This window comes from Allonocardiopsis opalescens (assembly GCF_003002095.1).
GTDB lineage: Bacteria > Actinomycetota > Actinomycetes > Streptosporangiales > Streptosporangiaceae > Allonocardiopsis > Allonocardiopsis opalescens.
In genome coordinates, this window is sequence record NZ_PVZC01000003.1 from 395,827 (window position 1) to 420,177 (window position 24,351).

Annotated in this window: 19 protein-coding genes; 12 read left to right on the forward strand and 7 right to left on the reverse strand. The window is 73.3% G+C overall.

The features are described 5' to 3' along the window. Positions 1–26 precede the first annotated feature (26 nt). Both CLV72_RS11950 and CLV72_RS11955 read left to right on the forward strand, forming a co-directional pair. Positions 27–1,034 (forward strand): TIGR03885 family FMN-dependent LLM class oxidoreductase, encoded by a 1,008-nt coding sequence (locus CLV72_RS11950; RefSeq protein WP_106244687.1) that lies wholly within the window; start codon positions 27–29, stop codon positions 1,032–1,034. Continuing rightward, on the forward strand, positions 1,031–2,716 hold the full coding sequence (locus CLV72_RS11955; protein WP_106244689.1) for an alpha-amylase family protein: 1,686 nt from the start codon (positions 1,031–1,033) through the stop codon (positions 2,714–2,716). The genes CLV72_RS11950 and CLV72_RS11955 overlap by 4 nt, the downstream gene beginning before the upstream one ends. A gap of 52 nt (positions 2,717–2,768) precedes the next feature. On the opposite strand, the gene CLV72_RS11960 is transcribed toward CLV72_RS11955, so the two are convergent. From CLV72_RS11960 to hrpA, 3 genes are all read right to left on the reverse strand, one after another. Then, positions 2,769–3,224 (reverse strand): hypothetical protein, encoded by a 456-nt coding sequence (locus CLV72_RS11960; protein ID WP_106244690.1) that lies wholly within the window; start codon positions 3,222–3,224, stop codon positions 2,769–2,771. A 664-nt stretch (positions 3,225–3,888) separates the two neighbouring features. Further along, complete coding sequence (locus CLV72_RS32810) at positions 3,889–6,540, reverse strand: Hint domain-containing protein (protein WP_245930114.1); 2,652 nt, start codon at positions 6,538–6,540, stop codon at positions 3,889–3,891. A 572-nt stretch (positions 6,541–7,112) separates the two neighbouring features. After that, the gene (gene hrpA / locus CLV72_RS11975) at positions 7,113–11,141 is read right to left on the reverse strand and encodes an ATP-dependent RNA helicase HrpA (RefSeq protein WP_106244692.1); all 4,029 of its coding nucleotides are present in this window, start codon (positions 11,139–11,141) and stop codon (positions 7,113–7,115) included. 145 nt (positions 11,142–11,286) lie between these two features. Here hrpA and CLV72_RS11980 point away from each other — a divergent pair, with 145 nt between their 5' ends. After that, positions 11,287–12,120, forward strand: coding sequence for a class I SAM-dependent methyltransferase (locus tag CLV72_RS11980; RefSeq protein ID WP_106244695.1), 834 nt, complete (start codon positions 11,287–11,289; stop codon positions 12,118–12,120). A gap of 572 nt (positions 12,121–12,692) precedes the next feature. Here the strand turns inward: CLV72_RS11980 and CLV72_RS11985 are convergent. Beyond that, positions 12,693–13,679 (reverse strand): ATP-dependent DNA ligase, encoded by a 987-nt coding sequence (locus CLV72_RS11985; protein WP_106244697.1) that lies wholly within the window; start codon positions 13,677–13,679, stop codon positions 12,693–12,695. 117 nt (positions 13,680–13,796) lie between these two features. On the opposite strand from CLV72_RS11985, the gene CLV72_RS11990 reads away from it, so the two are divergent. The 5 genes from CLV72_RS11990 (at position 13,797) to CLV72_RS12010 (ending at position 18,177) form a co-directional block, all read left to right on the forward strand. Continuing rightward, a complete protein-coding gene (locus tag CLV72_RS11990) occupies positions 13,797–15,011 on the forward strand; it encodes a sensor histidine kinase (RefSeq protein ID WP_106245460.1) in 1,215 nt (404 codons plus the stop codon). Then, a complete protein-coding gene (locus CLV72_RS11995; protein ID WP_106244700.1) occupies positions 15,008–15,673 on the forward strand; it encodes a response regulator transcription factor in 666 nt (221 codons plus the stop codon). Before CLV72_RS11990 ends, CLV72_RS11995 begins: the two co-directional genes overlap by 4 nt. Positions 15,674–15,805: 132 nt before the next feature. Next, on the forward strand, positions 15,806–17,080 hold the full coding sequence (locus CLV72_RS12000; protein ID WP_106245463.1) for a cytochrome ubiquinol oxidase subunit I: 1,275 nt from the start codon (positions 15,806–15,808) through the stop codon (positions 17,078–17,080). A gap of 21 nt (positions 17,081–17,101) precedes the next feature. Continuing rightward, positions 17,102–17,884 carry a cytochrome d ubiquinol oxidase subunit II gene (locus CLV72_RS12005; RefSeq protein WP_106244702.1) on the forward strand — a complete coding sequence of 261 codons (783 nt, stop codon included), beginning with the start codon at positions 17,102–17,104 and terminating at the stop codon, positions 17,882–17,884. A 68-nt stretch (positions 17,885–17,952) separates the two neighbouring features. Next, entirely contained in the window at positions 17,953–18,177 is a 225-nt protein-coding gene (locus CLV72_RS12010; RefSeq protein WP_106244705.1) for a DUF5957 family protein, read from the forward strand. A 47-nt stretch (positions 18,178–18,224) separates the two neighbouring features. Here the strand turns inward: CLV72_RS12010 and CLV72_RS12015 are convergent, their stop codons facing one another. Continuing rightward, a complete protein-coding gene (locus tag CLV72_RS12015; RefSeq protein ID WP_106244708.1) occupies positions 18,225–19,685 on the reverse strand; it encodes a hypothetical protein in 1,461 nt (486 codons plus the stop codon). 450 nt (positions 19,686–20,135) lie between these two features. Then, positions 20,136–20,561 carry a hypothetical protein gene (locus tag CLV72_RS31750; protein ID WP_146159431.1) on the reverse strand — a complete coding sequence of 142 codons (426 nt, stop codon included), beginning with the start codon at positions 20,559–20,561 and terminating at the stop codon, positions 20,136–20,138. 16 nt (positions 20,562–20,577) lie between these two features. Between CLV72_RS31750 and CLV72_RS12020 the strand changes: the two genes are divergently transcribed. Then, positions 20,578–20,715 carry a DUF397 domain-containing protein gene (locus tag CLV72_RS12020; RefSeq protein ID WP_106244711.1) on the forward strand — a complete coding sequence of 46 codons (138 nt, stop codon included), beginning with the start codon at positions 20,578–20,580 and terminating at the stop codon, positions 20,713–20,715. Between the two features lie 58 nt (positions 20,716–20,773). On the opposite strand, the gene CLV72_RS12025 is transcribed toward CLV72_RS12020, so the two are convergent. Further along, on the reverse strand, positions 20,774–21,568 hold the full coding sequence (locus tag CLV72_RS12025) for a GH12 family glycosyl hydrolase domain-containing protein (protein ID WP_170140958.1): 795 nt from the start codon (positions 21,566–21,568) through the stop codon (positions 20,774–20,776). A gap of 514 nt (positions 21,569–22,082) precedes the next feature. Here CLV72_RS12025 and CLV72_RS12030 point away from each other — a divergent pair. Genes CLV72_RS12030 through panD form a run of 3 tightly spaced genes read left to right on the forward strand, consistent with a single transcriptional unit; the run spans position 22,083 to position 24,325 of the window. After that, positions 22,083–23,009: a Rossmann-like and DUF2520 domain-containing protein gene (locus CLV72_RS12030; protein ID WP_211302831.1), complete on the forward strand. Its 927-nt coding sequence runs from the start codon at positions 22,083–22,085 to the stop codon at positions 23,007–23,009. Positions 23,010–23,034: 25 nt separating this feature from the next. Next, positions 23,035–23,877 carry a pantoate--beta-alanine ligase gene (panC, locus tag CLV72_RS12035; RefSeq protein ID WP_106245466.1) on the forward strand — a complete coding sequence of 281 codons (843 nt, stop codon included), beginning with the start codon at positions 23,035–23,037 and terminating at the stop codon, positions 23,875–23,877. A gap of 28 nt (positions 23,878–23,905) precedes the next feature. Next, positions 23,906–24,325 (forward strand): aspartate 1-decarboxylase, encoded by a 420-nt coding sequence (panD, locus tag CLV72_RS12040; protein WP_106244719.1) that lies wholly within the window; start codon positions 23,906–23,908, stop codon positions 24,323–24,325. Positions 24,326–24,351: the final 26 nt, after the last annotated feature.

A 24,351-nucleotide genomic window follows, 5' to 3' on the forward strand; every position in this document is an offset into this window, starting at 1 on the left:
AAGCCCTGCGGGGTAGGCGCTCGCGCATGACCGTGTACGGGATCCACGCCTCGCACGAGCAGGTCCACCCCCGCGAGCTCCTGGCCGCCGTCTCACACGCGGAGCGGGCCGGCTTCACCGCCGCGATGAGCTCCGACCACTTCGCCCCCTGGAGCCACCGCCAGGGGCACTCCGGCTTCGCCTGGTCCTGGCTCGGCGCCGCCCTCCAGGCCACCCGGCTGCCCTTCGGCGTCGTCAACGCGCCGGGGCAGCGCTACCACCCCGCCGTCATCGCCCAGGCCATCGGCACCCTCGGCGCCATGTACCCCGGCCGCTTCTGGGCCGCGCTGGGCAGCGGCGAGGCGAGCAACGAGCACATCACCGGCGGACGCTGGCCTCGCAAGGACGTCCGCAACGCGCGGCTGCGCGAGTGCGTCGACGTCATCCGCGCCCTGCTGGCCGGAGAGGAGGTCAGCCACGATGGCCTCGTCACGGTCGACCGCGCCCGGCTGTGGACCCGCCCCGACCCGGTGCCGCCGCTGATCGGCGCCGCCGTCAGCGAGGAGACCGCCCGCTGGTGCGCCTCATGGGCCGACGGGCTCATCACCGTGAACGCCCCCGCCGAGACCCTGCGCCGGCTGGCCGGCGCCTACCGCGAAGCCGGTGGGCGCGGCCCGCTGCACCTCCAGGTGCACCTCAGCTGGGCGCCCGACCCCGCCGAGGCGATGCGGATCGCCCACGACCAGTGGCGCTCCAACGTGTTCGGCCCCCCGGTCTGCTGGGACCTGGAGCTGCCCGAGCACTTCGACGCCGCCGCCGAGCACGTGCCCCCCGAGCGGGTCGCTGAGGTGGTCAACGTCAGCGCCGACCTGGCCCGGCACGCCGAATGGCTGCACGGCTACGCCGAACTCGGCTTCGACCAGGTCTACCTGCACCACGTCGGCCGCGAGCAGACGCCCTTCGTGGACGCCTTCGGCGCCGAGGTGCTGCCGCGCCTGAACGTGACCCGCCCGGCCCCGGCCGCCGCCCCCGCCCAGGAGGTTCCCGCGCGATGAGACTCACCCGCACCGCCGACCTGTGGTGGAAGACCGCCGTCGTGTACTGCCTGGACGTGGAGACCTTCCGCGACGGCGACGGTGACGGCACCGGCGACTTCCACGGCCTCGCCCAGCAGGTCGACTACCTCGACCGGCTGGGCGTCACCTGCATCTGGCTGATGCCCTTCTTCCCCACCCCCGACCGCGACGACGGCTACGACATCGTCGACTTCTACAATGTCGACCCCCGGCTCGGCACCCTGGGCGACTTTGTCGAGTTCACCCGCACCGCCCGCGACCGGGGCATGCGCGTCATCGCCGACCTGGTCGTCAACCACACCTCCGACCGGCACCCCTGGTTCGAGGACGCCCGCTCCAGCCGCGACTCGCCCTACCGCGACTGGTACGTGTGGCAGGACGAACCGCCCGCCGACGGACCCAAGGGCGTCGTCTTCCCCGACGAGGAGGACGGCCTGTGGAGCCGCGACGAGGCGTCCGGCCAGTACTACCTGCACCGCTTCTACCGGCACCAGCCCGACCTCAACGTGGCCAACCCCGACGTGCGCGCCGAGATCGCGCGGGTGATGGGCTTCTGGATGGAGTTGGGCCTGTCCGGCTTCCGGGTGGACGCCGTCCCCTTCCTGCTGGAGACCTCCGGCCAGGACGACGCCGCCGCCCTGCCCGATCCGCACGACTACCTGGCCGACCTGCGCCGGTTCATGACCCGCCGCAACGGCGAATCCGTGCTCCTCGGCGAGGTCAACCTGCCCTACCCCGACACCATGCGCTACTTCGGCGACGGCGGGGGCGACGAGCTGACCATGTGCTTCGACTTCATCGGCATGCAGCACATGTACCTCTCCCTGGCCCGCCGCGACGCCCGCCCCCTCGCCTCCGCGCTGCGCGAGCGCCCCGCGCCGCCCAAGGACGCCCACTGGGCCACCTTCGTCCGCAACCACGACGAACTGACCCTCGACCGGCTCACCGAGGACGAGCGCAACGAGGTCTTCGACGCCTTCGGGCCCGAGGAGACCATGCGCATCTACGGGCGGGGCCTGCGCCGCCGGCTGCCGCCGATCCTCGGCGGCGACGAACGGCACGTGAAGATGGTCTACAGCCTGCTCTTCTCACTCCCCGGCACCCCCGTGCTGTACTACGGCGAGGAGATCGGCATGGCCGAGGACCTCCGCAACGAGGACCGGCTCGCCATGCGCAGCCCCATGCAGTGGCGGCCCGGCCCGCGCGCCGGCTTCTCCACCGCCGACCCCGGGCGCTACCCCGCGCCGGTCGTCGAGGGCCAGTACGGCCCCGACCGCGTCAGCGTCAGCGCCCAGCTGCGCGACCCCGGCTCGCTGCTGTCCTGGATCGGCCTCCTCGCCCAGCGCTACCGCGAATGCCCCGAACTGGCCTGGGGCGAGTACCGGATCCTCGACACCGGTGTCCCGCAGGTGCTGGCGCACCGCTGCGACACCGGGGACGGCCTGGACGGCGATGTCCACGACGGCACCGTCATCGCGCTGCACAACTTCGCCCCCGACGCCACCGAGGTGGAGCTGGAGCTGGACGGCATGGCCGGCGACTGCGTGCTGACCGACCTGCTGGTCGACGGCGGCACCGCCGTGTCCGCCGACGGCACCGCGAAGATCGCCCTCGACGGCTACGGCTGCCGCTGGTTCCGGGCGACCCGCGGCCCGGACTGACCGCCGGCGCGCTCCCTCCGCCGGGGGCCGGCCCGGCGGAGGGGAGCCCTGCTCAGCGGCGGACCCGCGCCGCGGCGCGCACCGCGAGGAACGCGGCGAGGGCGGCGCCGAGGGCGGCTCCGCCGATGTAGCCGGCGGCGTCCAGCGGGGTGCCGGGGTAGGCGAGCAGCATCGCCAGCACGGTCAGCACCGGGGCGGCCACGGCGACCGCCGGGGCGCGCCACCGGGGCATGGTCCGGTCGGCCGAGGTGATGGCGGCCGCCGCCCAGGCGGCCAGGCCGCCGAAGACGGCCAGCACCGCGAAGCCGATCAGCACGGTCGCCAGCTGGAAGTCGGCGACGCTCATGTCGGTGCGGCCGCCCAGCAGCTGCAGGACCGTGCTGCCGAAGACCATGAATCCGACCAGTACGATCCCGGCCGCGGCCGCCAGGGCGAGCAGCAGCCGCCCCATCCCGGTCTTCCGCCACCAGCCGGCCGCGCCGCGGCCGATCCTGCGAAGTAGGTTCATCAGGTCCATCCTTTTATTTCTCCCACCGGAACCAGCGCAGTCCCGACGGGTAGGTCCGCCCGGGGAACTCCCCGCCGGCCTGCGTGCCCTGGCCGCCCATCCCGGTGTCGTCGGAGATGAGGCCGAAGCATCCTCCGGCCCCGGGCGACGTGGGGATCTCGGTGCCGGTGCGAATGTTGTTGCTCGTCCCGCCGGGGCCCAGGCGCGTGTCAGGGACCCGGCCGGCGAAGTGCAGAGGTGCTGATCAGGCGGTTACCAGAAGGTTTTCTTGCAGATCAGTGGCCCAGTGGAGGATGGGGCCGCAGATGCGGGCGCATTGGGTCCCGGGACCCAATACCGTCCGGTAATCACCTGATGACCTGGCGTTATGGAGGGTGCAAAATTCCGGTCCGGGCAAGCGGTGACATCGAGCACACGGGAACTGCCGGGAGCCTCCGTTGAATCCACTGATTTGTGGCTGATAAACGAACGGAAAGGCTGGAAAGCGCAGTGGAGAAGGGGGTGGTACGCCATTTCTCCCGCTCCGCGTCTCATCCTCCGGCCCGTCCGCCGCGGCGCCGCCGACATGGCCGGCGCGGTCCAGCGGCCGCCCGATCCCGAGCCTCCGCCACCGCTCGGCCGCGCCGCGGCCCGCCTCGCGGAGAGGATTCAGCTGGTTCGTCACTCAGTCCTCCCCGTCCGACAGGTCAGGTACGTCGTTCTCCCACCAGTACAAGCGCAGTCCGGACTGGTAGGTCCTGCCCCGGTACTCCCCGCCCACCTGCATACCCTGACCGCCGACTCCGGTGTCGTCCCCGATCACGCCGCGGCACCCACCGCCCTCCGGCGATGTGTCGACCTCGGTGCCGGTGCACATGTTGTTGCTGGTCCCGCCCGAGACGATCTGGTAGTCGCTACCCAGATGGTCCACGAGGTTCTGCTCGGCGTGCACGCCGCGGTGGGCCGGTTTGTAGATATAGCCGAGATCTTGGATGATCCTCATCGCCTCAGCCGACGGTGCGGTGCCGCTCGTCGTCACCCAGTATTCGTACCGCCCGGTCCGCTGGTTGTAGACCTCTGCCACCGTGTACACCGGCGGGTGGCTGTTGTGCGTACCCATCAGAAGATGCGCGATGTCCGCGAAATGCATCGCGTCCTCTATGGTGCCCGCCGGGCGGTCCGGGCACTGCTGCCTGGGCGGGTTCGCTGAGTCGTTGTGGACGAGGACGTCGGTACCGCCGGCCGCCACATGGTAGGTGTGCAGGTCCGCGACGGTCAGGTTGTAGACCTGCTGGTAGGCGACGGTGCGGACCGACGCCGTCTCGACCTGGACGGAGGTGCCCGCCGGGGTGGTGAGCAGGTCGCCGGGGCGCAGGTCCTCGGCGTCGGTCCAACTGCGGTCGGATGCCACCCAGAAGGGGTGTTCGTCGGTCGCGGTGACGGTGCCGCCGCCGGCCAGGTCGAGGGTGACGAGGGTCTTGCGGCCGTCGCCGCGGATCAGGTCCGTCACCGGCCGGGGGCCCGACTCGCCGGTCGCGGGGTCGTGCGCCCACACCAGGTCGCCGACCGCCACGTCCTCGATGTCCAGGTGGGTCCCGTCGGCGAGCAGGACCGGGGTGTCGGCGACGAAGCTGTTGTGGGTGCAGCGCCCCAGCCCATCCTGGTCGTCCTGCTCGTCGTCCTGCTCGTCGTCTTCGTTGTCGAACCGGTCCCGGTTGCGGTCCTCCGCCTCCCGGTAGGTGTCGTCGTTCGGCCCGCAGCGGTCGCTCCACTGCCAGGGCGCCAGGGCCGGAGCCCAGCCGGCGACCACGCACTCCGAAATCGGGGGACGGCTCTGGTCGTCCTGGTCGTCGCGGACGATGCAGTCGTCCGGCTCGCACTCGTCCCGGTCGTCGTCGTCCGGCGCGCAGTCGCGGTCGAAGCGGCTCTGCGGGCTGCCCGGCTCGCATCGGGGCCGGCCGTCGTCCCGGTCAGGCTCGTTGCCCCGGTCCTCCCCGTCCTCTTCGTCGTCGCGCTCGTCGCCGGGCTCGCAGTTGTCGGTGGAGGTGGGGTACGGGTAGGCCGGGAAGTCGATGCACCGGTCGTCTTCGGGCCGGTCGTCCTCTGGCTCCTCGTCTTCGGGCCGGTCGTCCTCGTCCTCGGGCTCGTCGCCGGGCCCGTCCTCCGGCCGGTTCCCGGGCGAGTCGTCGTCCTGGCCGGGGCCGCAGCCGTCGATGGAGACCGGGTACGGGTAGGCCGGGAAGTCGATGCACCGGTCGTCCTCGGGCCGGTCGTCCTCGTCGTCCTCAGGCCGGTCGTCCTCCGGGGAGTCCTCGTCGTCCTCCGGCTGGTCGTCCTGTGAGTCGTCGTCGTCCTCGGGCCGGTCGTCTTCGTCTTCGGGACGGTCCTCGGGCCCGTCTTCGGGGCGGTTCCCAGTTGAGTCGTCGTCCTGGCCGGGGCCGCAGCCGTCGATGGAGACCGGGTACGGGTAGGCGGGGAAGTCGATGCACCGGTCGTCTTCGGGCCGGTCGTCCTGTGAGTCGTCCTCGTCCTCAGGCCGGTCGTCTTCGTCTTCGGGCCGGTCGTCCTCGTCCTCCGGACGGTCTTCTGGCTCGTCCTCGGGCCGGTCCTCCGGGGAGTCCTGGTCGTCGTCCTCGTTGGGGCCGCAGCCGTCGGTGGAGACCGGGTACGGGTAGGCGGGGAAGTCGATGCACCGGTCGTCTACGGGCCGGTCGTCCGCCGGCTCCTCCTCGTCCTCGCGCTCGTCCTCCGGTCGGTCGTCCTCGTCCTCGGGCCGGTCGTCTTCGGGCTCGTCCCCGGGCCGGTCGTCCTCCGGGGTGTCCGGCCGGTCGCAGTCGTCCACCCAGATCCACGGCGCCACGGCCGGCATGAAGCCGGGCCGGATACAGTCCTCGGGCGACGGTTCGCCATCGCCGGGCTCGTCCCCGGGCCGGTCCTCCGGCTCGTCGTCGCCCGGACCGCCGTCACCGGGTTCGTCCTCCGGTCCCTCGTCCTCCGGCCGGTCCTCGCCGGGCTCGTCGTCGCCGGGCTCGTCCTCGGGCCGGTCCCCCGGGCGGTCCTCGCCGGGCTCGTCGTCGCCCGGTTCGTCATCAGGCCCGTCCCCGGGCGAATCTCCGGGTTCGCCCTCGGGCCCGTCGCCGGGCTCGTCCTCCGGTCCGTCGCCGGGGCCGTCGTCGCCGGGCTCATCGTCGCCCGGCTGGTCCCCGGGCCCGTCGTCCGGTCCGTCCCCGGGACCGTCGCCGTCGGGGTCGCCCTCGCCGTCGGGGTCGCTCTCGTCGCCAGGCTCGGTGTCGTCGCCGGGAGCGGTGCTTATCCCGTCCGCGCAATCCTCATCCATAAAGAGAACGCAGACGGCCGAGCGGATCGACATGTCCACACCCGCCGTCATCGACGCGGTTACCAGGGCGAGCAGCAGTAATGACGACAGGCACAGGAGTGCCGCGTATTCGATAAGGCTCGCGCCCTCGTCTCGACGCATCGACTTACTCCCGTTGTCCGACCTGTAGACCGTCTCCGTCGCAAAGCTAGAGAGGTCCGGAGGGGCGGACCAGGGCCCCCGGGCCGGGCCGGGGGACCCAATCGGAAGAATATTCCGTTTCCACTCGGATTGTTACCAGCAGATTTCTTCGCAGCTCAGTGGGCCGGTATCGGAGCGCTTCGCGCCCAGGGGCATGCGGAAGGGGGCCCAGTCGCAACTGGCGATCAAGTGGTGACCTGGCCCTACGGAGAAATCATTTTTGGGCCCCTGAAATACCGTTCCGCTTTCGGGGCGAGGGCGGATCTCCGGCGCGCGCAACGATATCGGCGCCTTCCGCGAATCCGCTGCGGAAGAAAGCGCACCGAAAGGGCCGAGAGTGCGACAGGCCATGATCCCATGATCCGGCCACCGCCATTCCGGAGCGGCGCCGCTCAGCCGCCCAGTTCGGCCATGGCCTTCCTGATCCGCTTGTCGGAGACGGGATAGGCGGTGCCGACCGGCTGGGCGAAGTAGCTGACCCGCAGCTCCTCGATCATCCAGCGGATCCGGCGCAGCGGCTCGTCGGCGCGCTCGGCGGGCGGCCGCTGCCCGAGCAGCCGCTCGTAGGACTGCCGCACCTGCTCCACCTGGGCGATGTACATCTGGTCGCGGCGCGGGTTCTCCGGCAGCTTGTCCAGCCGCCAGCCGATCGCGCGCAGATAGCGCTCCACGTCGGGCAGCCGCGCCCAGCCGGTGTCGGTGACGAACCCGGGGTACACCAGGCCGGCGATCTGGTTCCTGATGTCGGTGAGCGAGGGCAGTAGCGCCAGGCTGACCGTGCCCCGCAGCCGCCGGTCCACCTCGTGCGCGGCGGCCAGCACCCGCGCCACCCGCTCCACCGCCTCGGCCGCGGTGTGGTGGAGGTCGGCCCGGACTGCGTCGCGCAGCTTCGCGAAGGCCGGCTCGTCCCACACCGGGCCGCCGTGGTCGGCGAGCAGCTTGTCGACCGCGGCGGCCACGCAGGCGTCGAAGAGTTCGGCCGTGCTCCGGTACGGGCTGTGCCCGAGCGCCAGCCGGCGCGGCCCCGGCAGCCGCTGCTGGATCGACTTGGCCGGCGACGGCAGGGTGAGCAGCAGCAGCCGGCGGGTGCCCTGCCACATGGCGCGCAGCTGCTCGTCCTCGGTGTCGAACAGCCGGATCGCCACGCTCGCGCCCTCGTCCACCAGCGCCGGGTAGGCGCGGATGGCGTGCCCGGCGCGGCCCTGGGCGGCGCGGCCCGGGGCGTGGTCCTGCTCGAAGGTGCGCGGCAGCGTGCCGAAGGTCCAGTCGGTGAGCCCGCTGCGCTCGATCCCGCTCGCGGCGGCGGCGAACTCCGCCCGCATCCGGTCCTTGAGCCGGGTCCGCAGCGCCTCCAGGTCCTTGCCCTCGGCGACGGTCGCGCCGGCGTCGTCGACGATCCGGAAGGTCATCAGCAGGTGGTCGGGCACCCGGTCCAGCTGCCAGGCGTCGGCGGGCACCGCGTCGGGGGCGCCGCCCAGCCGGCGGCTCAGCTCGGCGGCGAGCGCCTCCCGCAGCGGCCCTTCGCGCGGTTTCAGCCGGCCCAGCACCGCGGCGGCGTGGTCGGGCACCGGCACGAAATTGCGCCGGATCGCCTTGGGCAGCGCCCGGATCAGCGCGGTGACCAGCTCCTCGCGCAGCCCAGGCACCTGCCAGTCGAAGCCCTCGGCGCCCACCTGGTTCAGCACCGGCAGCGGGATGTGCACGGTCACGCCGTCGGCGTCCGCGCCCGGCTCGAATGCGTAGGTGAGCCGCAGCCGGATGCCGTCGGGGGTGGTCCAGGTGTCGGGGTAGTCGGCCTCGCTGACCTCGTCGACCGCCTCCCTGACCAGCATCGAAGCCGAGAAGCTGAGCAACTCGGGCTGGCTGCGGCGCGCCTTCTTCCACCAGGCGTCGAAATGGCGGCCCGACACCACGTCGGCCGGGATCCGCTGGTCGTAGAACTCGAACAGGGTGTCGTCGTCCACCAGGATGTCGCGGCGGCGGGCGCGGTGCTCCAGCTCCTCCACCTCGGCCAGCAGCCTGCGGTTGTCGTGGAAGAAACCGTGGTGGGTCTGCCAGTCGCCCTCCACCAGGGCGTGCCGGATGAACAGCTCCCGCGACAGCTCCGGGTCGATCCGGCCGTAGTTCACCCGGCGCTGCGCCACGATCGGCACCCCGTACAGGGTGACCCGCTCGTAGGCCATCACCGCCGCCTGCTTCTTCTCCCAGTGCGGCTCGCTGTAGTGGCGGCGCACCAGGTGGCCGCCGAGCGCCTCGGCCCACTCCGGCTCCACCCGCGCCGCGATCCGCCCCCACAGCCGGGAGGTCTCGACCAGCTCAGCCGCCATCACCCAGCGCGGCGGCTTCTTGAACAGCCCCGACCCGGGGAACACCCCGAAGCGGGCGCCGCGCGCGCCCAGGTACTCGTTCTTGTCGGCGTCCTTGACCCCGATATGGGACAGCAGCCCGGCCAGCAGCGACTGGTGGACCGCGGCGTAGCGGGCCGCGGCGGCCGCGTCGTCGGGCGCCTCCCCGGCGTCGCCCCCGGCCGGCTCCTCGGGGACGGTGACGCCCAGGGTGCGCACGACCTGCCGCAGCTGGCTGTAGATGTCCTGCCACTCCCGCACCCGCAGGTAGTTCAGGTACTCGTTCCGGCACATCCGGCGGAACTGGTTGGACGACAGCTCCGAACGCCGCTCCCGCAGATAGCGCCAGAGGTTCAGGTACGCGGAGAAGTCGGACTCGCGGTCGGCGAAGCGGGCGTGCTTCTCGGCCGCCGCCTGCTGGGCGTCGGCCGGGCGCTCCCTGGGGTCCTGGATGGACAGCGCGGCGGCGATCACCATCACCTCGCGCACGCAGCCGTTGCGGTCGGCCTCCAGCACCATCCGGGCCAGCCGGGGGTCCACCGGCAGCTGCGCCAGCTTGCGGCCCAGCGGGGTGAGGCGCTTGGCGGGGTCCTTCGCCGCCGGGTCGAGCGCGCCCAGCTCCTCCAGCAGCTGCACGCCGTCCTTGATGTTGCGGCGGTCCGGCGGGTCGATGAACGGGAAGGCCGCCACATCGCCGAGCCCGGCCGCCGACATCTGCAAGATCACCGAGGCCAGGTTCGTACGCAGGATCTCGGCGTCGGTGAACTCCGGCCGGGACAGGAAGTCGTCCTCGGAGTACAGCCGGACGCAGATGCCCTCGGCCACCCGCCCGCAGCGGCCCTTGCGCTGGTTCGCGCTGGCCTGCGACACGGGCTCGATCGGCAGCCGCTGCACCTTGGTGCGGTGGCTGTAGCGGGAGATCCGCGCGGTGCCCGGATCGACCACGTAGCGGATGCCGGGCACCGTCAGCGAGGTCTCGGCCACATTGGTGGCCAGCACCACCCGGCGGCCGGAGTGCGGCTGGAACACCCGGTGCTGCTCGGCCGACGACAGCCGCGCGTACAGCGGCAGGATCTCCAGCTCGCCAGGGCGCCGGTCCTTGGCCAGCGCCTCGGCCGCGTCCCTGATCTCCCGCTCGCCGCTGCAGAACACCAGGATGTCGCCCGGCCCTGCCGCGCACAGCTCGTCGACGGCCTCGCCGATCGCCTGGAACACGTCGCGGTCGGCGTCGTCGCGGGCGCCCGCGCCCGCCGGGCCCTCGGAGCCCGACACGATCGGCCGGTAGCGCACCTCCACCGGGTAGGTGCGGCCCGACACCTCCACCACCGGCGCCGGGCGGCCGTCAACGGCGAAGTGCTCGGCGAAGCGGTGCGGGTCGATGGTCGCCGAGGTGATGACGACCTTGAGGTCGGGCCGCTTGGGCAGCAGCTGCTTGAGGTAGCCGAGGATGAAGTCGATGTTCAGGCTGCGTTCGTGCGCCTCGTCGATGATCAGGGTGTCGTAGCCGCGCAGCATGCGGTCGCGCTGGATCTCGGCCAGCAGGATGCCGTCCGTCATCAGCTTGACCAGGGTGTTCTCGCCCACCCGGTCGGTGAAGCGCACCTGGTAGCCCACGGCCTCGCCGGTGGTGGTGCCCAGCTCCTCGGCGATGCGGTCGGCCACCGTGCGCGCGGCCAGCCGCCGCGGCTGGGTGTGGCCGATCATGCCGAGCACACCCCGGCCCAGCTCCAGGCAGATCTTGGGCAGCTGGGTCGTCTTGCCCGAACCCGTCTCGCCGGCGACGATCACCACCTGGTGGTCGCGGATCGCCGCCAGGAGGTCGTCCTTCTTCTGGCTGACCGGCAGCTCCGCCGGATAGGTGATCGGCGGGACGGAGGCGCGGCGGCCGCGCACCCGCTCCTCGGCGCGATCGGCGTCGGCGGCGATCTCGGCGATGGCGGCCGCGCGCCGCGCCTCGTCGGTGACCCTGCGTACGCCGTCGAGCCGGCGCTGCAGCCGGCGGCGATCGCTCGGCATCAGCTCCGGCAGGCGTGCTCTCAGCTCGGCGAGCGGGGATCTCCCGGTGGACGTACCCATACCTTGCCCAAGAATAGGCAGACCTCGTAGTGCTTGGCTCCTGGTTTTCCCCGCCCTCAACGGCGCGGCCCGCCGCGCGCATTCCGCGCCCCGGCCCGCCGAAAAGCGGTGGACCCACCGCGCCGCGCGCCGAGACCATAACGGTATGGAACGTACCGACTCACACAGGCTCACCGACGAGGTGCTCGCCTACTACCAGGCCGGCCGCGAGCACGGCCGCCTCCGGGCCGGCCGGGACCGCCTCGAACTGCTGCGCACGCGCGACATCCTCCGCCGCCTGCTGCCGCCTGCCCCGGCGCGGGTGCTCGACGTCGGCGGCGGCACCGGCGTGCACGCCGCCTGGCTGGCCGAGGACGGGTACGACGTCCACCTGATCGACCCGATGCCGCTGCACATCGAGCGGGCGGCGGAGCTGCCCGGCGTGCGCGCCACCATCGGCGACGCCCGCGAACTCGACGCCGCCGACGCCGCCGCCGACGCGGTGCTGCTGCTCGGGCCGCTCTACCACCTGGCCGAGCCCGCCGACCGCGCCCTGGCGCTGAGCGAGGCGGTGCGCGCCGTGCGCCCCGGCGGCCTGGTCGCCGCCGCCACCATCAACCGCACCTCGCCGCTGCACGACAGCCTCTACCACGGCTGGTACCAGGACCCCGCGCTGCGGTCGATGGTCGACACCGCGACCGCCACCGGCCGCCTCGTCTCGGCCGGCCTCGACGCCCCCACCGGCGGCTTCGACGCCTACCTGCACGACCCCGCCGAGATCCTCGCCGAGTTCACCGCCGCAGGGCTGCCCGCCGCCCGCCAGTACGGCATCGAGGGCGCCGCCTGGCTGCTGCCCACGATCGACACCTGGCTCGACGACCCCGAGCGCCGCACCACCCTCCTCGACGCCCTCCGCGGCGTCGAGGAGCACCCGCACCTGCTGGGCGCGAGCGGCCACCTCCTCACGGCGGCGTTCCGGCCGCGGCCGTCCGCGAACTGACGGCGCGGGACCCGCGCAGCGGTACCGGGGCGGACCCGCCCCGGAACCGCTGCGCGGCGGACCGCACGGCGGCGTGCCGGTGCGGACACGGCAGGCACTCCTGCGCCGCCGCACTGTGGGCGCGCCCGTGCCGACCGATGCCGGAGAACCGAGAAGGACACACCCGCACCCGGCGACCTGTGCACAAGTCGACCGCATCGGACCCAACCGTCCACAAGCCGCACTACGCATGGCTTTGCGCGGGCGTCACCTGGAAGAATGGAACTCGGGGGGGTACCCCCGACGGGGGCCCTTGCGAGTCGTGGCCCCGACCACGCTCCACCGTCATCGGGCCCAGGCCCGACCGGTCGACCCGATCCTCCGGCAGGCTCCACCAATACGGGCATGCGCCTGTGCACAGCCCGGCCACACCGGCGCACGCCATCCACAAGCCGCACCGACGCACACCGTGGCGCGGCCTCACCTGGAAGAATGGAACTCGGGGGGTACCCCCGAGCGGCCATACGCCCCGCCCCCACACAAGCCGAGGCGCCCCCGTCCGTTGACGGCGGCGCCCCGGACACGGGTGGGACTCAGACCTGCACGGCCCCGTCGAAGGGCGCCTCGGCCGCGGTGATGTCGGTGCGCACCCGCAGGTAGCGCACCGGGCGGCGCCACGGGTCGTGCGCGCCGCCCCCGGCGCTGACCTCGGCCACCAGCTCCGGCTCCACCTTCGTGTAGCGCAGCAGCAGGTCGCCGTTCGCACGCGGCGGCAGCATCGCCGGCCACGGGTGCCCCGGGCCGGCCGCGCGCAGCAGCGCCGCCAATGCCTGCTGTTCGGCGGCGGCCAGCGGCGCGGTGCGGCCCACCACCCGCAGCTCACCGCCCCCGGCCGGGTACCGGCCCAGGATCAGCTCGCGCGGCCGCCGCAGGGTGCCGGTCACCCCGCCGATGATCGCCTCGGTGGTGGCGCGGTGCCGGTAGCACCACCAGCCGTGCACACCGGGCCGGTAGCGGCCCGACGCCTCCTTCACCACCAGGCCCTCGAAGCCGCGCGGCGGCAGCGCCTCGAACCACTCCCTGGCCGTCTCCCAGCTGCGGGTCTGCGGCACCAGGGTGAGCACCGACTCCGGCGGCTCGCCGCCCAGCAGCTCCGCAAGCAGCCGGCGGCGCACCGACAGCGGCTGCTCGCGCACGCTCGCGCCGCGCAGTTCGAGCAGGTCGAACACTGCGAACTGGCACGGCTCCGCCGTCGCCGCCGCCTGGGCGGTCCGGCCCGTCCCCGGGTAGCGGCGGCGCAGCGCGGCATGGTCGAGCCGCCCGTCACTCCAGCGCACGATCTCGCCGTCGACGGTCGACTCCGGCAGCCGCTCGACCAGCGCCGCCACGATCTCAGGGAAGGCGTCGCTCAACGGCCTCCCCGTCCCCGAGCGCAGGCCGGCCCCGTCAGCGGTGGCCGTCCCCAGCGCCCGGATGCCGTCGTACTTGGGCTCGTACCGGCAGCCGCCCTCGCAGGACTCCGGATAGGGCAGGCTGTCGATCGTTCTCGCCAGCATCAGCTCGGCGGGGCGAATCTCCATGGCCGGGCCAGTACCCGACGCGCGGCGCACGCGCCGCCGATGAGGCGAAGCTGCCGCGAATTTGGCCCGCACATGACCCGCCGCCGCCCCGGCGGCGGGCCGCCTATGCTGCCGACCATGGCATCTACCGGCACGGCGCGGCGCCACCCGCTGTGGCCGCCGCGTGGACGGGTCGCCGACGCCGCCGTGGCGCTCGGGGCGGGCGCGGCGGTGGCGGGCTGGACCCTGGTGTCGGTGGCCGGGCTGCCCAGCCCGCCCCGCCCCGGCCCGCTGGAGTGGCTGCTGGTACTCGGGGCCTGCGGCGCGCTCTACCTGCGGCGCCGCTTCCCGGTCGCCGTCATGGTCGCCACCCTCGCCGCCTGCGCCGTCTACTATCCGCTGCACGAACCCGACGGCCCGATCCTGGTCACCTTCTTCATCGCCCTGTACACCGCGGCGGCCGGCGGGCACCTCGCCGCCGCCATCGTCGTCGGCACCGTCGCGCTGCTCGGCACGGCCTACGGCTGGCTCAGCTCCACCACCCGCTTCGTCGACGACTGGATGCTGCTGCAGACCGCGGGCTGGCTGGTCGCGGTGATCGCCGTCGGCGGCGTCACCAGCAACCGCCGCGCCTACCTGCGCGAGGCCCAGCAGCACGCCCTGGACGCCGAGCGCGGCAAGGAGGCCGAGGCGCGCCGCCGCGCCACCGAGGAGCGGCTGCGGATCGCCCGCGAACTGCATGACGTGCTCGGCCACCACATCTCGCTGATCAACGTGCAGGCCGGCGCCGCCCTGCACCGCCTCGAACGCGACGCCGCCGGCGGCGAGCCGCCGCCCGCCGCCGCGGCGCTCGCCACCATCAAGGACGCCAGCCGCGAGGCGCTGCGCGACCTGCGCGCCACCCTGGGCGTGCTCCGCCAGGTCGACGAGGAGGCGCCGACCGCGCCCGCGCCCGGCCTGCACCGCCTCGGCGAGCTGGTCGAAAGGGCCGCCGCCGCCGGCATCCGGGTCCGCACCGTCGCCGAGGGCGAAGCGCGCCCGCTGCCGCCCGAGGTCGACCTGGCCGCCTACCGCATCGTCCAGGAGGCGCTGACCAACGTGGCCAGGCACGCCCGCGCCGCCACCGCCACCGTCGCCGTCCACTACGGTGACCACGGCGTCGACGTGCGCGTCGAGGACGACGGACGCGGCTCGGCCGCCGCACCGGGCACGGCCGAGCACGCCGGCACCGGGCTGCACGGCATGGCCGAGCGGGCCCGCGCGCTCGGCGGCGAGTTCAGCGCGGGCGACCGGCCCGGCGGCGGCTTCCAGGTCGCCGCCAGGCTGCCGATCGACGGCGGGGAGACGACGTGATCCGGGTGCTGCTCGCCGACGACCAGACCCTCGTCCGCGCGGGCTTCCGCTCCATCCTCGACGGCGAGGACGACATCGAGGTGGTCGCCGAGGCGGGCGACGGCGCCCAGGCGGTCGAACGCGCCCGCGAGCACCGCCCGGACGTGGTGCTGATGGACGTGCGGATGCCCGCGCTCGACGGCCTGGAGGCCACCCGCAGGATCGTCGCCGACCAGCGGCTCGCCGAGGTGCGCGTCATCATCCTCACCACCTTCGAACTGGACGACTACGTCTACGGCGCGCTGCGCGCCGGCGCCAGCGGCTTCCTGGTCAAGGACACCGAGCCCACCGAGCTGATCCACGGCGTGCGGGTGGTGGCGCGCGGCGACGCGCTGCTCGCCCCCTCCGTCACCCGCCGCCTCATCTCCGAGTTCGCCGGGCGGCTCCGCCGCCCCGACCCGTCGCCCCGCCTCAACGCCCTCACCGAGCGGGAGCGCGAGGTGATGGCGCTGGTCGCCGCCGGGCTGTCCAATGACGAGATCGCCGCCCGGCTGGTCCTCAGCCCGGCCACCGCCAAGACCCACGTCAGCCGCATCATGACCAAGATCGGCGCCCGCGACCGAGCCCAGCTCGTCGTACTGGCCTACGAGTCCGGCCTGGCCACCCCCGGCTGGCTGAGCTGACGGGCGGTGTCGGCACCGGCCGCACGCAACTCCGGGAGTACGCGCCGGCCCGCCCCGCCGACCAGGGGAGTACCCCGGGTGACACCGCCGGCATGACGCGCCGGGGCACACCCGCCCCGCACCGTGGACGGCGTGGAATCCGACGTTCTCGACCTCGCCCGGCTCCAGTTCGCGCTGACGGCCGGCGCGCACTTCCTGTTCGTCGCGCTCACCCTCGGGCTCGCGACGATCGTGGCGTGCGTGCAGACCCGCGCGACCTTCGCCCGCAGCCGGGTGCACGCCCGGATGACGCGTTTCTGGGGGCAGCTCTACGTCATCAACTACGCGATGGGCATCCTCACCGGCCTGGTGATGGAGTTCCAGTTCGGGCTGGCCTGGAGCGGGCTGACGCACTTCGCCGGGAACGTGTTCGGCAGCGCCCTCGCCCTGGAGACCCTGGTCGCGTTCTTCGTGGAGTCCACCTTCCTCGGCCTGTGGATCTTCGGCTGGCACCGGCTCAACCGGTGGGCCCACCTCGCGGTCATCTGGGTCGTCACCCTCACCGCCTACGCCTCCGCGTACTGGATCCTGGTCGCCAACGCCTTCCTGCAGCACCCGGTCGGCCACCGGGTGTCTGAGGGCACCCTCGTCCTCACCGACGTGTCCGCCGTCCTCACCAACCCCAGCGCCGTGATCGCCTTCTGGCACATCCTGGGCGGCGCGCTGGTCACCGCCGGCTTCTTCATGGCCGGAGTCAGCGCCTACCACCTGTTCCGCCGCACCAGCGAACACGAACTCTTCCTGCGCTCGCTGCGCATCGGCGTGCTGGTCACCCTGCCCGCGCTGGTGCTCACCGTCATCGCCGGCGGCCTCCAGTTCGCCGCCGTCAACGAGTTCCAGCCGCTCAAGACCGCCGTGTTCGGCAACGACACCGCCGAGGCGGCGCGCATCCAGGCCGAGATGGCCGCCCTGCACGGCCCGGGCGACTACCTGCCCCCGGAGGGCTGGACCCGCGCCGGCGGACTGATCATGATCCTGACCTTCATGCTGCTGTTCAACATCTCCTGGGTGAGCTGCCTGTTCGCGCTGATCCGCCCGGTCGCCCTCCGCTTCCGGCTCTGGCACCTCGCGCTGATGGCCACCGTCCCGCTGCCCTACGTCGCGATGCTGGCCGGCTGGGTCTTCCGCGAGATGGGGCGGCAGCCCTGGGTCGTGTACGGCCTGCTGAGCACCGCCGACGCCGTGTCGCCGGTGTCGGAGGGGGCGATGCGCACCTCGCTGCTGGTCTTCACCGTGCTGTTCGGGGTGCTGACCAGCGTGAACGCGTGGCTGCTGGCCCGGCACGCCGCCCGAGGACCCGACGCCGCCGCACTGGGCCGCCCGCCGTCGCCGGGCGAGCGCGAGCCGCTGCCCGCCGTGAGCCTCTAGCAGGGAAGGACGCACCGAACCATGACCGCGGAACTGCTCGCCGCCGCCCTGCTCGGCTTCTTCGCCGTCGGCTACTTCGTGCTCGGCGGCGCCGACATCGGGCTCGGCATGGTGCTGCCCTACCTCGGCCGCGACCCCGGGCAGCGCAGGACGGCCATCGCCGCGGTCGGGCCGGTCTTCCTCGGCAACGAGGTGTGGCTGGTGGCAACGGCCGGCCTCCTCGTCGGCGCCTTCCCCGACCTGGAGGGCGAGCTGCTGACCGGCCTGTTCCCCGCCGTCGTCGCGCTGCTGGCCGGGTGGATCGGCCGCGACGCCGGCCTGTGGATGCGCGGCCGCGCCGGAGGGCGCGCCTGGTGGGCGGTCTGCGACACCGCCATCACCGCGGGCAGCTGGACGGTCGCGCTGAGCTGGGGCTGGATGTTCTCCGGCCTGTTCGCCGGGATCACCGACCGGCCCGCCACCGGCCTCGGCGCCGCGCTGGCCGCCCTCGCCGTCGCGGTGCTGTTCGGCTCGCACGGCCTCGCCTTCGCGGCGCTGCGGCTCAGCGGCCCGCTGCGCACCCGGGCGCGCGGACCCTTCGGCCCCTCGGGGGAGGCGCCCACCTTCGCGCTCACCTCGGCCGCGATGGCGCTGCTGCCGCTGGCCGCCGGCATCCGGTTGCCGCTGGCCGCGACCGCCGCCGACGACGGCACCCTCGCCTTCCTGCTGCCCGTCGTCGCGATCATCCTCCCGCTGCTGCTGGCCGCCCAGGTGTGGACCTGGAGCGTCTTCCGGCACCGGGTGACCGGGCCGGGCTACCTGTGACGGCACCGGCCGTCGCGGACCCTGCCGTACCGAGAGCCCACCGCCGGGTGGGAGAGGGGAGAACCCGGATGCGCACCATCGGCATCGCCGTGGCCGGCCTGTTCGGCGGCCTGGTGTTCGGCTTCGTGCTGTCGGAGGCGATCGCCATCGCCGCCGTGCTCGCCATGGGCGGCTCGCCCGACATGCCCTGGCTGCGCGCCCTGCGCTACCTGCCGCTGCTGTTCGCGGTCGCGGGCGCCGTCGGCGCGCCGCTGGTCGACGCACGGATCCGCCGGGGCCGCGCGGCCGGATGAGGCGCCCGTTCCCGCCCGTCCTCCCGAGGCCGGGCGGGAACGGGGCCTCACACCAGGTCGCGGCGGCGCAGGGCCAGCAGGCCCGCGCCGGTGAGCGCGGCGGCCACCGCGGCCGGCCACAGCAGCGGCACCGCCGAGAACTCCTCGCCGGTGAGCACCATCGGCACGTAGTGCCAGGGCACCACCCGGTTGGCCACCCAGTAGTCGATCCCCAGCACCGGGCCGATCGACTCGCCGAAAAGCTGGAAGAACACCCAGGCCACCCAGGCCGACGCGACCGCGTACCGGGGGAAGAAGCCGAAGGCGAACACCGCCACCGAGCCCACCACCAGCGCGGGCGGCAGCTGCACCGCCGCGGCGAGCAGCACCCGGGGCAGCTGCTCCGCCACGTCGCCGCGGCCGAGCCCGTAGACCAGCCCGGCGCCGAGCCCGGCGGCCAGCAGCATCGCCGCGGTGCCCGCCGCCGTGACCGCCATGTGCCCCCCGGCCCAGCGCAGCCGGGTGAGCGGTGCGGACAGCGCCGGCTCGGCCAGGCCGGACGCCTCCTCCGAACGCAGCCGCAGCGTCGCCAGCAGCGTGTACAGCGACACGGCGTAGCCCAGGCTGAGGACCACGATCCACAGGTAGGTGTCGGACAGGCTCACGTCCGGGGCGGCGGCGTAGCGGCGGAAGAACTCCAGCATCGGCTCGCCCAGCAGTCCGCCCAGCGCCGGGATGCCCGGCGCCACACTCGCCGTGGCCGCCCCGGCCACCGCGAAGGCCGCCGTCCAGCCGAGCAGCTGCCCGCGCTGCAGGCGCCAGGCGAGGCCGAGGGGGCCGCGCAGCGACGGGGCGGCGGTCGCGCGGCCGTCGCGCGCCGCGACCAGGCCCGCGCCGACGTCGCGCCGCCCGGCCAGCGCGAAGGCGGTGCCCGCCAGCACCAGCACGGCCGCCGCCGGGATCGCCGGCGTCCACCAGCGCTCGTCACCGAACGGCCGCAGCAGGTGGCTCCAGCCCAGCGGCGAAAGCCAGCGCAGCCAGAGCACACCGCCGCCGTCGGCGGTGAAGCGGAGGATGTAGGCGGTGCCGAAAAGCAGGCCCGCGAGCAGGTACGTCGTGCGGGTCTGCGCGGTGAGCTGGGCGGCGACGGCGGCGGCCGCGGCGAAGACCAGCCCGGCGGCCAGCATCGCGGCGCCGAAGGCCGCGGCCCCGACCGGGTCGATGCCGAAGCCGAGGGCGAGCAGCCCCGCGGCGCTGAGCGCCGCGGTCAGCGCGCACAGCCCGGCGGTGTGCGCCAGGGCGGCGGCCAGGGGCGCGTGCCGTCCCACCGCCGTGGCGGCCAGCAGCTCGCGCCGCCCCGACTCCTCGTCCGCCCGGGTGTGCCGCACCACGCTGAGCAGCGCCATCAGCGCGACCAGGCCGAAGGCGATGTCGCCGATCTTGAACATGACCAGGCCGCCGAGGGTGGGCGCGGTCACCTGGCCGGAGAAGGCCAGCAGCGCGCGGTTGGCCCCGACCGCCTCGGCCATCGCGGCCTGCGCGGCGGCGGTGGGGAAGGCGCGTGGTACTGCACGCCCGTGCCCACGACGAGCCCGGCGACCAGCAGCATCCAGGCGGGGGCGAGCACGCGGTCGCGCCGCAGCGCGAGCCGGACCAGCGACCGGGTGCCCGCGAGGCCGTGTGTCGATCGTGCGGTTTCCATGCGTCACAAGCTACGACGATTTCACGAGTTTGTGAATCTTGTGAAGCGTCATGATGGCGTAAGGACGCCTGTGGGGTGTGCGGCGCGCCGCCTCATGCGCATGACCAGGGCAGCGAGGATCTCTTCGGCTTCAGCTATTTCCTTGAGGTCCTGTGGCGTGCGCCCACATGGGCGGGCGTCCTCTCCGAGTGGAACACAAGTGGAAGCCCAAGTCGCTGTATGCAGGATCGCTTTATCTGCCAATTCAGAAATGACGACTCGGCGTCCCGAGCGACGGTTACGGGAAATATCTTGCCGAGAGTGGAGAGCGACCGGCGCCGCGCGGTGGATGCCGATCCCATGCCCCCTGAAGGGTCTCACGGCCCAGGGCGCCGAGAACTCCGTCGTTATAGCATTTGTGCCGCTCATCGCAACCCTCCAGATCAAGGCCGGTGGACACCGGGTCGCCCGCGACCGTTCCTATCGCTTGTGACCGTAGGCAGAAAGAATGCCTCCGCGCCGCCCGTCGGGTGGAGCAGCGCGGGGAAACGGGCCGGTTCACCGTCGTCGAGAAGGAGTGCGTGGCCGGTTCGGCGTCGCGGCGCTCGGCCTCGTCGGTGAAGGCGCGCAGGTTCAGCTTCGACACCTTCTGAGCACGATCAAGGAGGACATTCAAGAACAGCGAGTGCAACCACCAGTGGTGGAATTCGTCGTACAGCAACACCGATGGCGGGGGTTGCGTGGAAGCGGCGACGCCCGCGTCTCTCCGAACGATGCCGGTCCGCGACTCCAAGAACCCTGACCAGCCGTACCCGTCCTTCTCGGCTGATCAGTGGCGTGCTTTCATCGCGACCGTCAAGGGCGGCGACCGATCCTGAAGCGCTGAGGGCCGGACTCCGATCGGAGTCCGGCCCTTTTCCAGCGGCGGCGCGTGGATCAGTTCACCGTCGTCGAGAAGGAGTGCGTGGCCAGTCCGGCGCCGCCGCGCCAGGGCTCGAAACCGGCCTGGATGCTGGTCAGGTACCAGCTCCGCTGCACGGCGCCGCGGCGTACGGCCTCGTCGGTGAAGGCGCGCAGGTTGAGGTTCGACACCGAGTTCGTCGGCGAGGTGCGGATGAAGCTGATGACGTTCCAGCCGATGTTGCCCTGCCAGATGTCCCAGCTCGCCCCCGCCACCTGCACGTTCGAGGCGACCCGCTGGCCGATCGGCTGGATGTCGCCCTGGTGGCGCAGCCAGATCATCAGCTCGGCGTCGTTCTGAGCCGGGGCGTTGGGGTCGGCGTCGTACCACAGGTCGTAGGCGACGTTGTAGACGCCCGAACTCGGCGCGCTGGTGCTCCAGCTGCTGGTCACCGTGTTCATCGAACTCACCTGGCGCGGCATCCCGCTGTTGGTGGTGCAGTTGCGGTAGTGGCAGCCCGCGTAGATCGACGGGTACCCGGCGGGCGCGCCGCTGGTGGAGTTGTTGTGCTCGGCGACCGTCACGGTGAACGAGGTGCCGTTCACGTCGATGCACTGCCGGGTGCTCGCGCCCCACACGTTGTTCTGCACGATGTAGCGGCCGCCGTCGACCCGGAGCGAGTCGTACTGGCCGCACAGCACCTGGGCCGCCTGGATCGGGTCGGCGGCGGCGGGCTGCGGGGCGGTGGTGATCAGCGCGAGGACCGCCGCCGCGACCAGCGGGGCGAGGCGGCGCAGGCGCGGTACCGCGGTGGATTGTCTGCTCTTCATGTCGTCACTCCAGTGACCAATGGGATCGGATGCGGGATGGAACATGACGGCGCCGGGGAGTGGGAGCGCTCCCAGCGATGGGGGTCGCAGGGCTCCCTCCTTCTTCTTCGGTCTCCTCCGGCCGCTTCGGCGGTACGGGCGGGGCGGCTCGGCGCCCGGCGCCGCACAGGCCGCCGTCGGCGGTGATCCGCGTCACGGACCACGGGCTTCAGCGTCACTCCGCCGATACCTCTTGTCAACAGCGGGTAACACGGCGCGGCCCACCGGAGCACGCGAGAGGCCCTCGACCGGCCCCGCCGCGGCCGGGCCGCCCGCCGCCGAAACCGCAGGCCGCCACGGCACCGCCCGTGAAGGCGGCCGCGACACACCCGCCGCGCGGCACCGGCCGCCACGCCCCCAGCCCCGCCCGGTGACCCCTCTCACCACCCTGGCGTGAGCCGCCGACGACACCCCCGGGTAACCTGAGCCGGTACGTCCGGTACCCGAAGAGGACTGGAACGGCAGAGGGAACTCCGTGGAAGAACTACCCGTGCGTGAGCGCCCGGCTCGGCTCCGGGTGGGCGTCGTCGGCGCGGGCCGAGTCGGCTCCGTGCTGGGCGCCGCGCTCAGCCGCGCCGGCCATGACGTCACCGCCGCCTCCGGCGTCTCCGACGCCTCCCGCCGGCGCATCGCCGCCCGGCTGCCCGGCGCCCGCGTCGCCGAGCCCCCGCAGGTCGTCGCCGACTGCGACCTCGTGCTGCTCAGCGTCCCCGACGACGCCCTGCCCGCGCTCGCCGCCGGCCTGGCCGAACTCGCCGACGCCGAAGGCACCCTCGTCGCCCACACCAGCGGCCGCTACGGCCACACCGTGCTCGACCCGCTGCTGCGCGCCGGCGCCCTCCCGCTCGCCCTGCACCCCGTCATGACCTTCACCGGCCGCGACGAAGACCTCAGCAGGCTGGCCAGCTGCAGCTTCGGCGTCACATCGCCCGACCGGCTGCGCCCCATCGCCGAGGCCCTGGTCGTGGAGATGGGCGGCGAACCCGTCTGGATCCCCGAGGAACGGCGCGGCCTCTACCACGCCGCCCTGGCCGGCGCCGCCAACCACCTGGTCACCCTGGTCGCCGAATCCGCGCAGCTGCTCGGCGCCGCCGGGGTGGAGCACCCCGGCCGGATGCTCGGCCCGCTGCTCGGCGCCGCCCTCGACAACGGCCTGCGGCTGGGCACCGCCGGGCTGAGCGGCCCCGTGGTGCGCGGCGACGCCGGAACCGTCGCCCGGCACCTGGAAGAGCTGGCCGCCGTGTCCGACGAGGCGCTCGCCGCCTACCGGTCGCTGGCGCGGCTCACCGCGGTGCGCGCCCTGGACTCCGGCCTGCTCAAACCCGACCAGGCCGAAGCGCTGCTCGCCGTCCTCAACGGACCCGCACCCGGCAGGGAGGACCGCCGTGGACAGCCGGAATGAGCCTCGTACCGGCGGTGTTCCCACGATTGTGGAGACGCGCCGGGAACTCGCCGAGCTGCGCCCGCACCTCGGCACCGTCGCCCTCGTGCCCACCATGGGGGCGCTGCACGAGGGGCACCGCTCCCTGTTCCGGCTGGCCGCCGAGCACGCCGACACGGTCGTGGCCAGCATCTTCGTCAACCCGCTCCAGTTCGGGCCGAACGAGGACTACGAGCGCTACCCCCGCACCTTCGACGCCGACCTGGAGGTCTGCGCCGCCGAGGGGGTGCGCGCCGTCTTCGCGCCCAGCACCGCCGAGATGTACCCGGCGCCGCAGGTCGTCACGGTGAACCCCGGGCCGATGGGCGGCGTGCTCGAAGGCGAGTTCCGCCCCGGCTTCTTCGACGGCGTGCTGACCGTGGTCGCCAAGCTGCTCAACATGGTGCGCCCCGACACCGCCGTCTTCGGGGAGAAGGACGCCCAGCAGCTGGCGCTGGTGCGGCGGATGGTGCGCGACCTGGCGCTGCCCGTGCGGATCGTCGGCGCGCCCACCCTGCGCGACCCCGACGGCCTCGCCGTCTCCAGCCGCAACGTCTACCTGTCGCCGGCCGAGCGCACCACGGCGCTGGCCCTGTCGGCCGCCCTGTTCGCGGCACGCGACGCCGCCGACGGCGGCGGTCCCGACCGGCCGCTGGCGGCGGCCCGGACCGTGCTGCGGGAGGCCGAGACCGCCGACCCGCCGCTGCACGTCGACTACCTGACCCTGGTCGACCCGGACACCTTCGCCGAGATCCCCGGCGGCTCCGCGCACGGCGGCGCCGCGATCCTGGCGGTCGCCGCGCGGGTCGGGGCCACCCGACTCATCGACAACATCCACCTCGTGCTCTGAGCCTCCCCGTCGCACCTAGGAGCCGGCCATGTTCCGCACCATGTTCAAGTCCAAGATCCACCGGGCCACGGTCACCCAGGCCGACCTGCACTACGTCGGCTCGCTCACCATCGACCAGGACCTGATGGATGCGGCCGACCTGCTCCCCGGCGAGCAGGTGCACATAGTCGACATCGACAACGGCGCCCGGCTGGAGACCTACGTCATCGCGGGCCCCCGCGGCACCGGGGTGATCGGCATCAACGGGGCCGCCGCCCGGCTGGTGCAGCCCGGCGACCTCGTCATCATCATCAGCTACGCCCAGGTCAGCGACGCCGAGGCCCGCACCCTGCGTCCCAGCGTGGTGCACGTGGACCGCGACAACCGCGTCGTCGCCCTCGACCACGACCCGGCCGCCGCCACCCCCGACGGCAGCACCGCCCGCGGCGACCTGGTGCACCAGCGATGACCGCCGCCCGCCGCCCGCCGAACGGG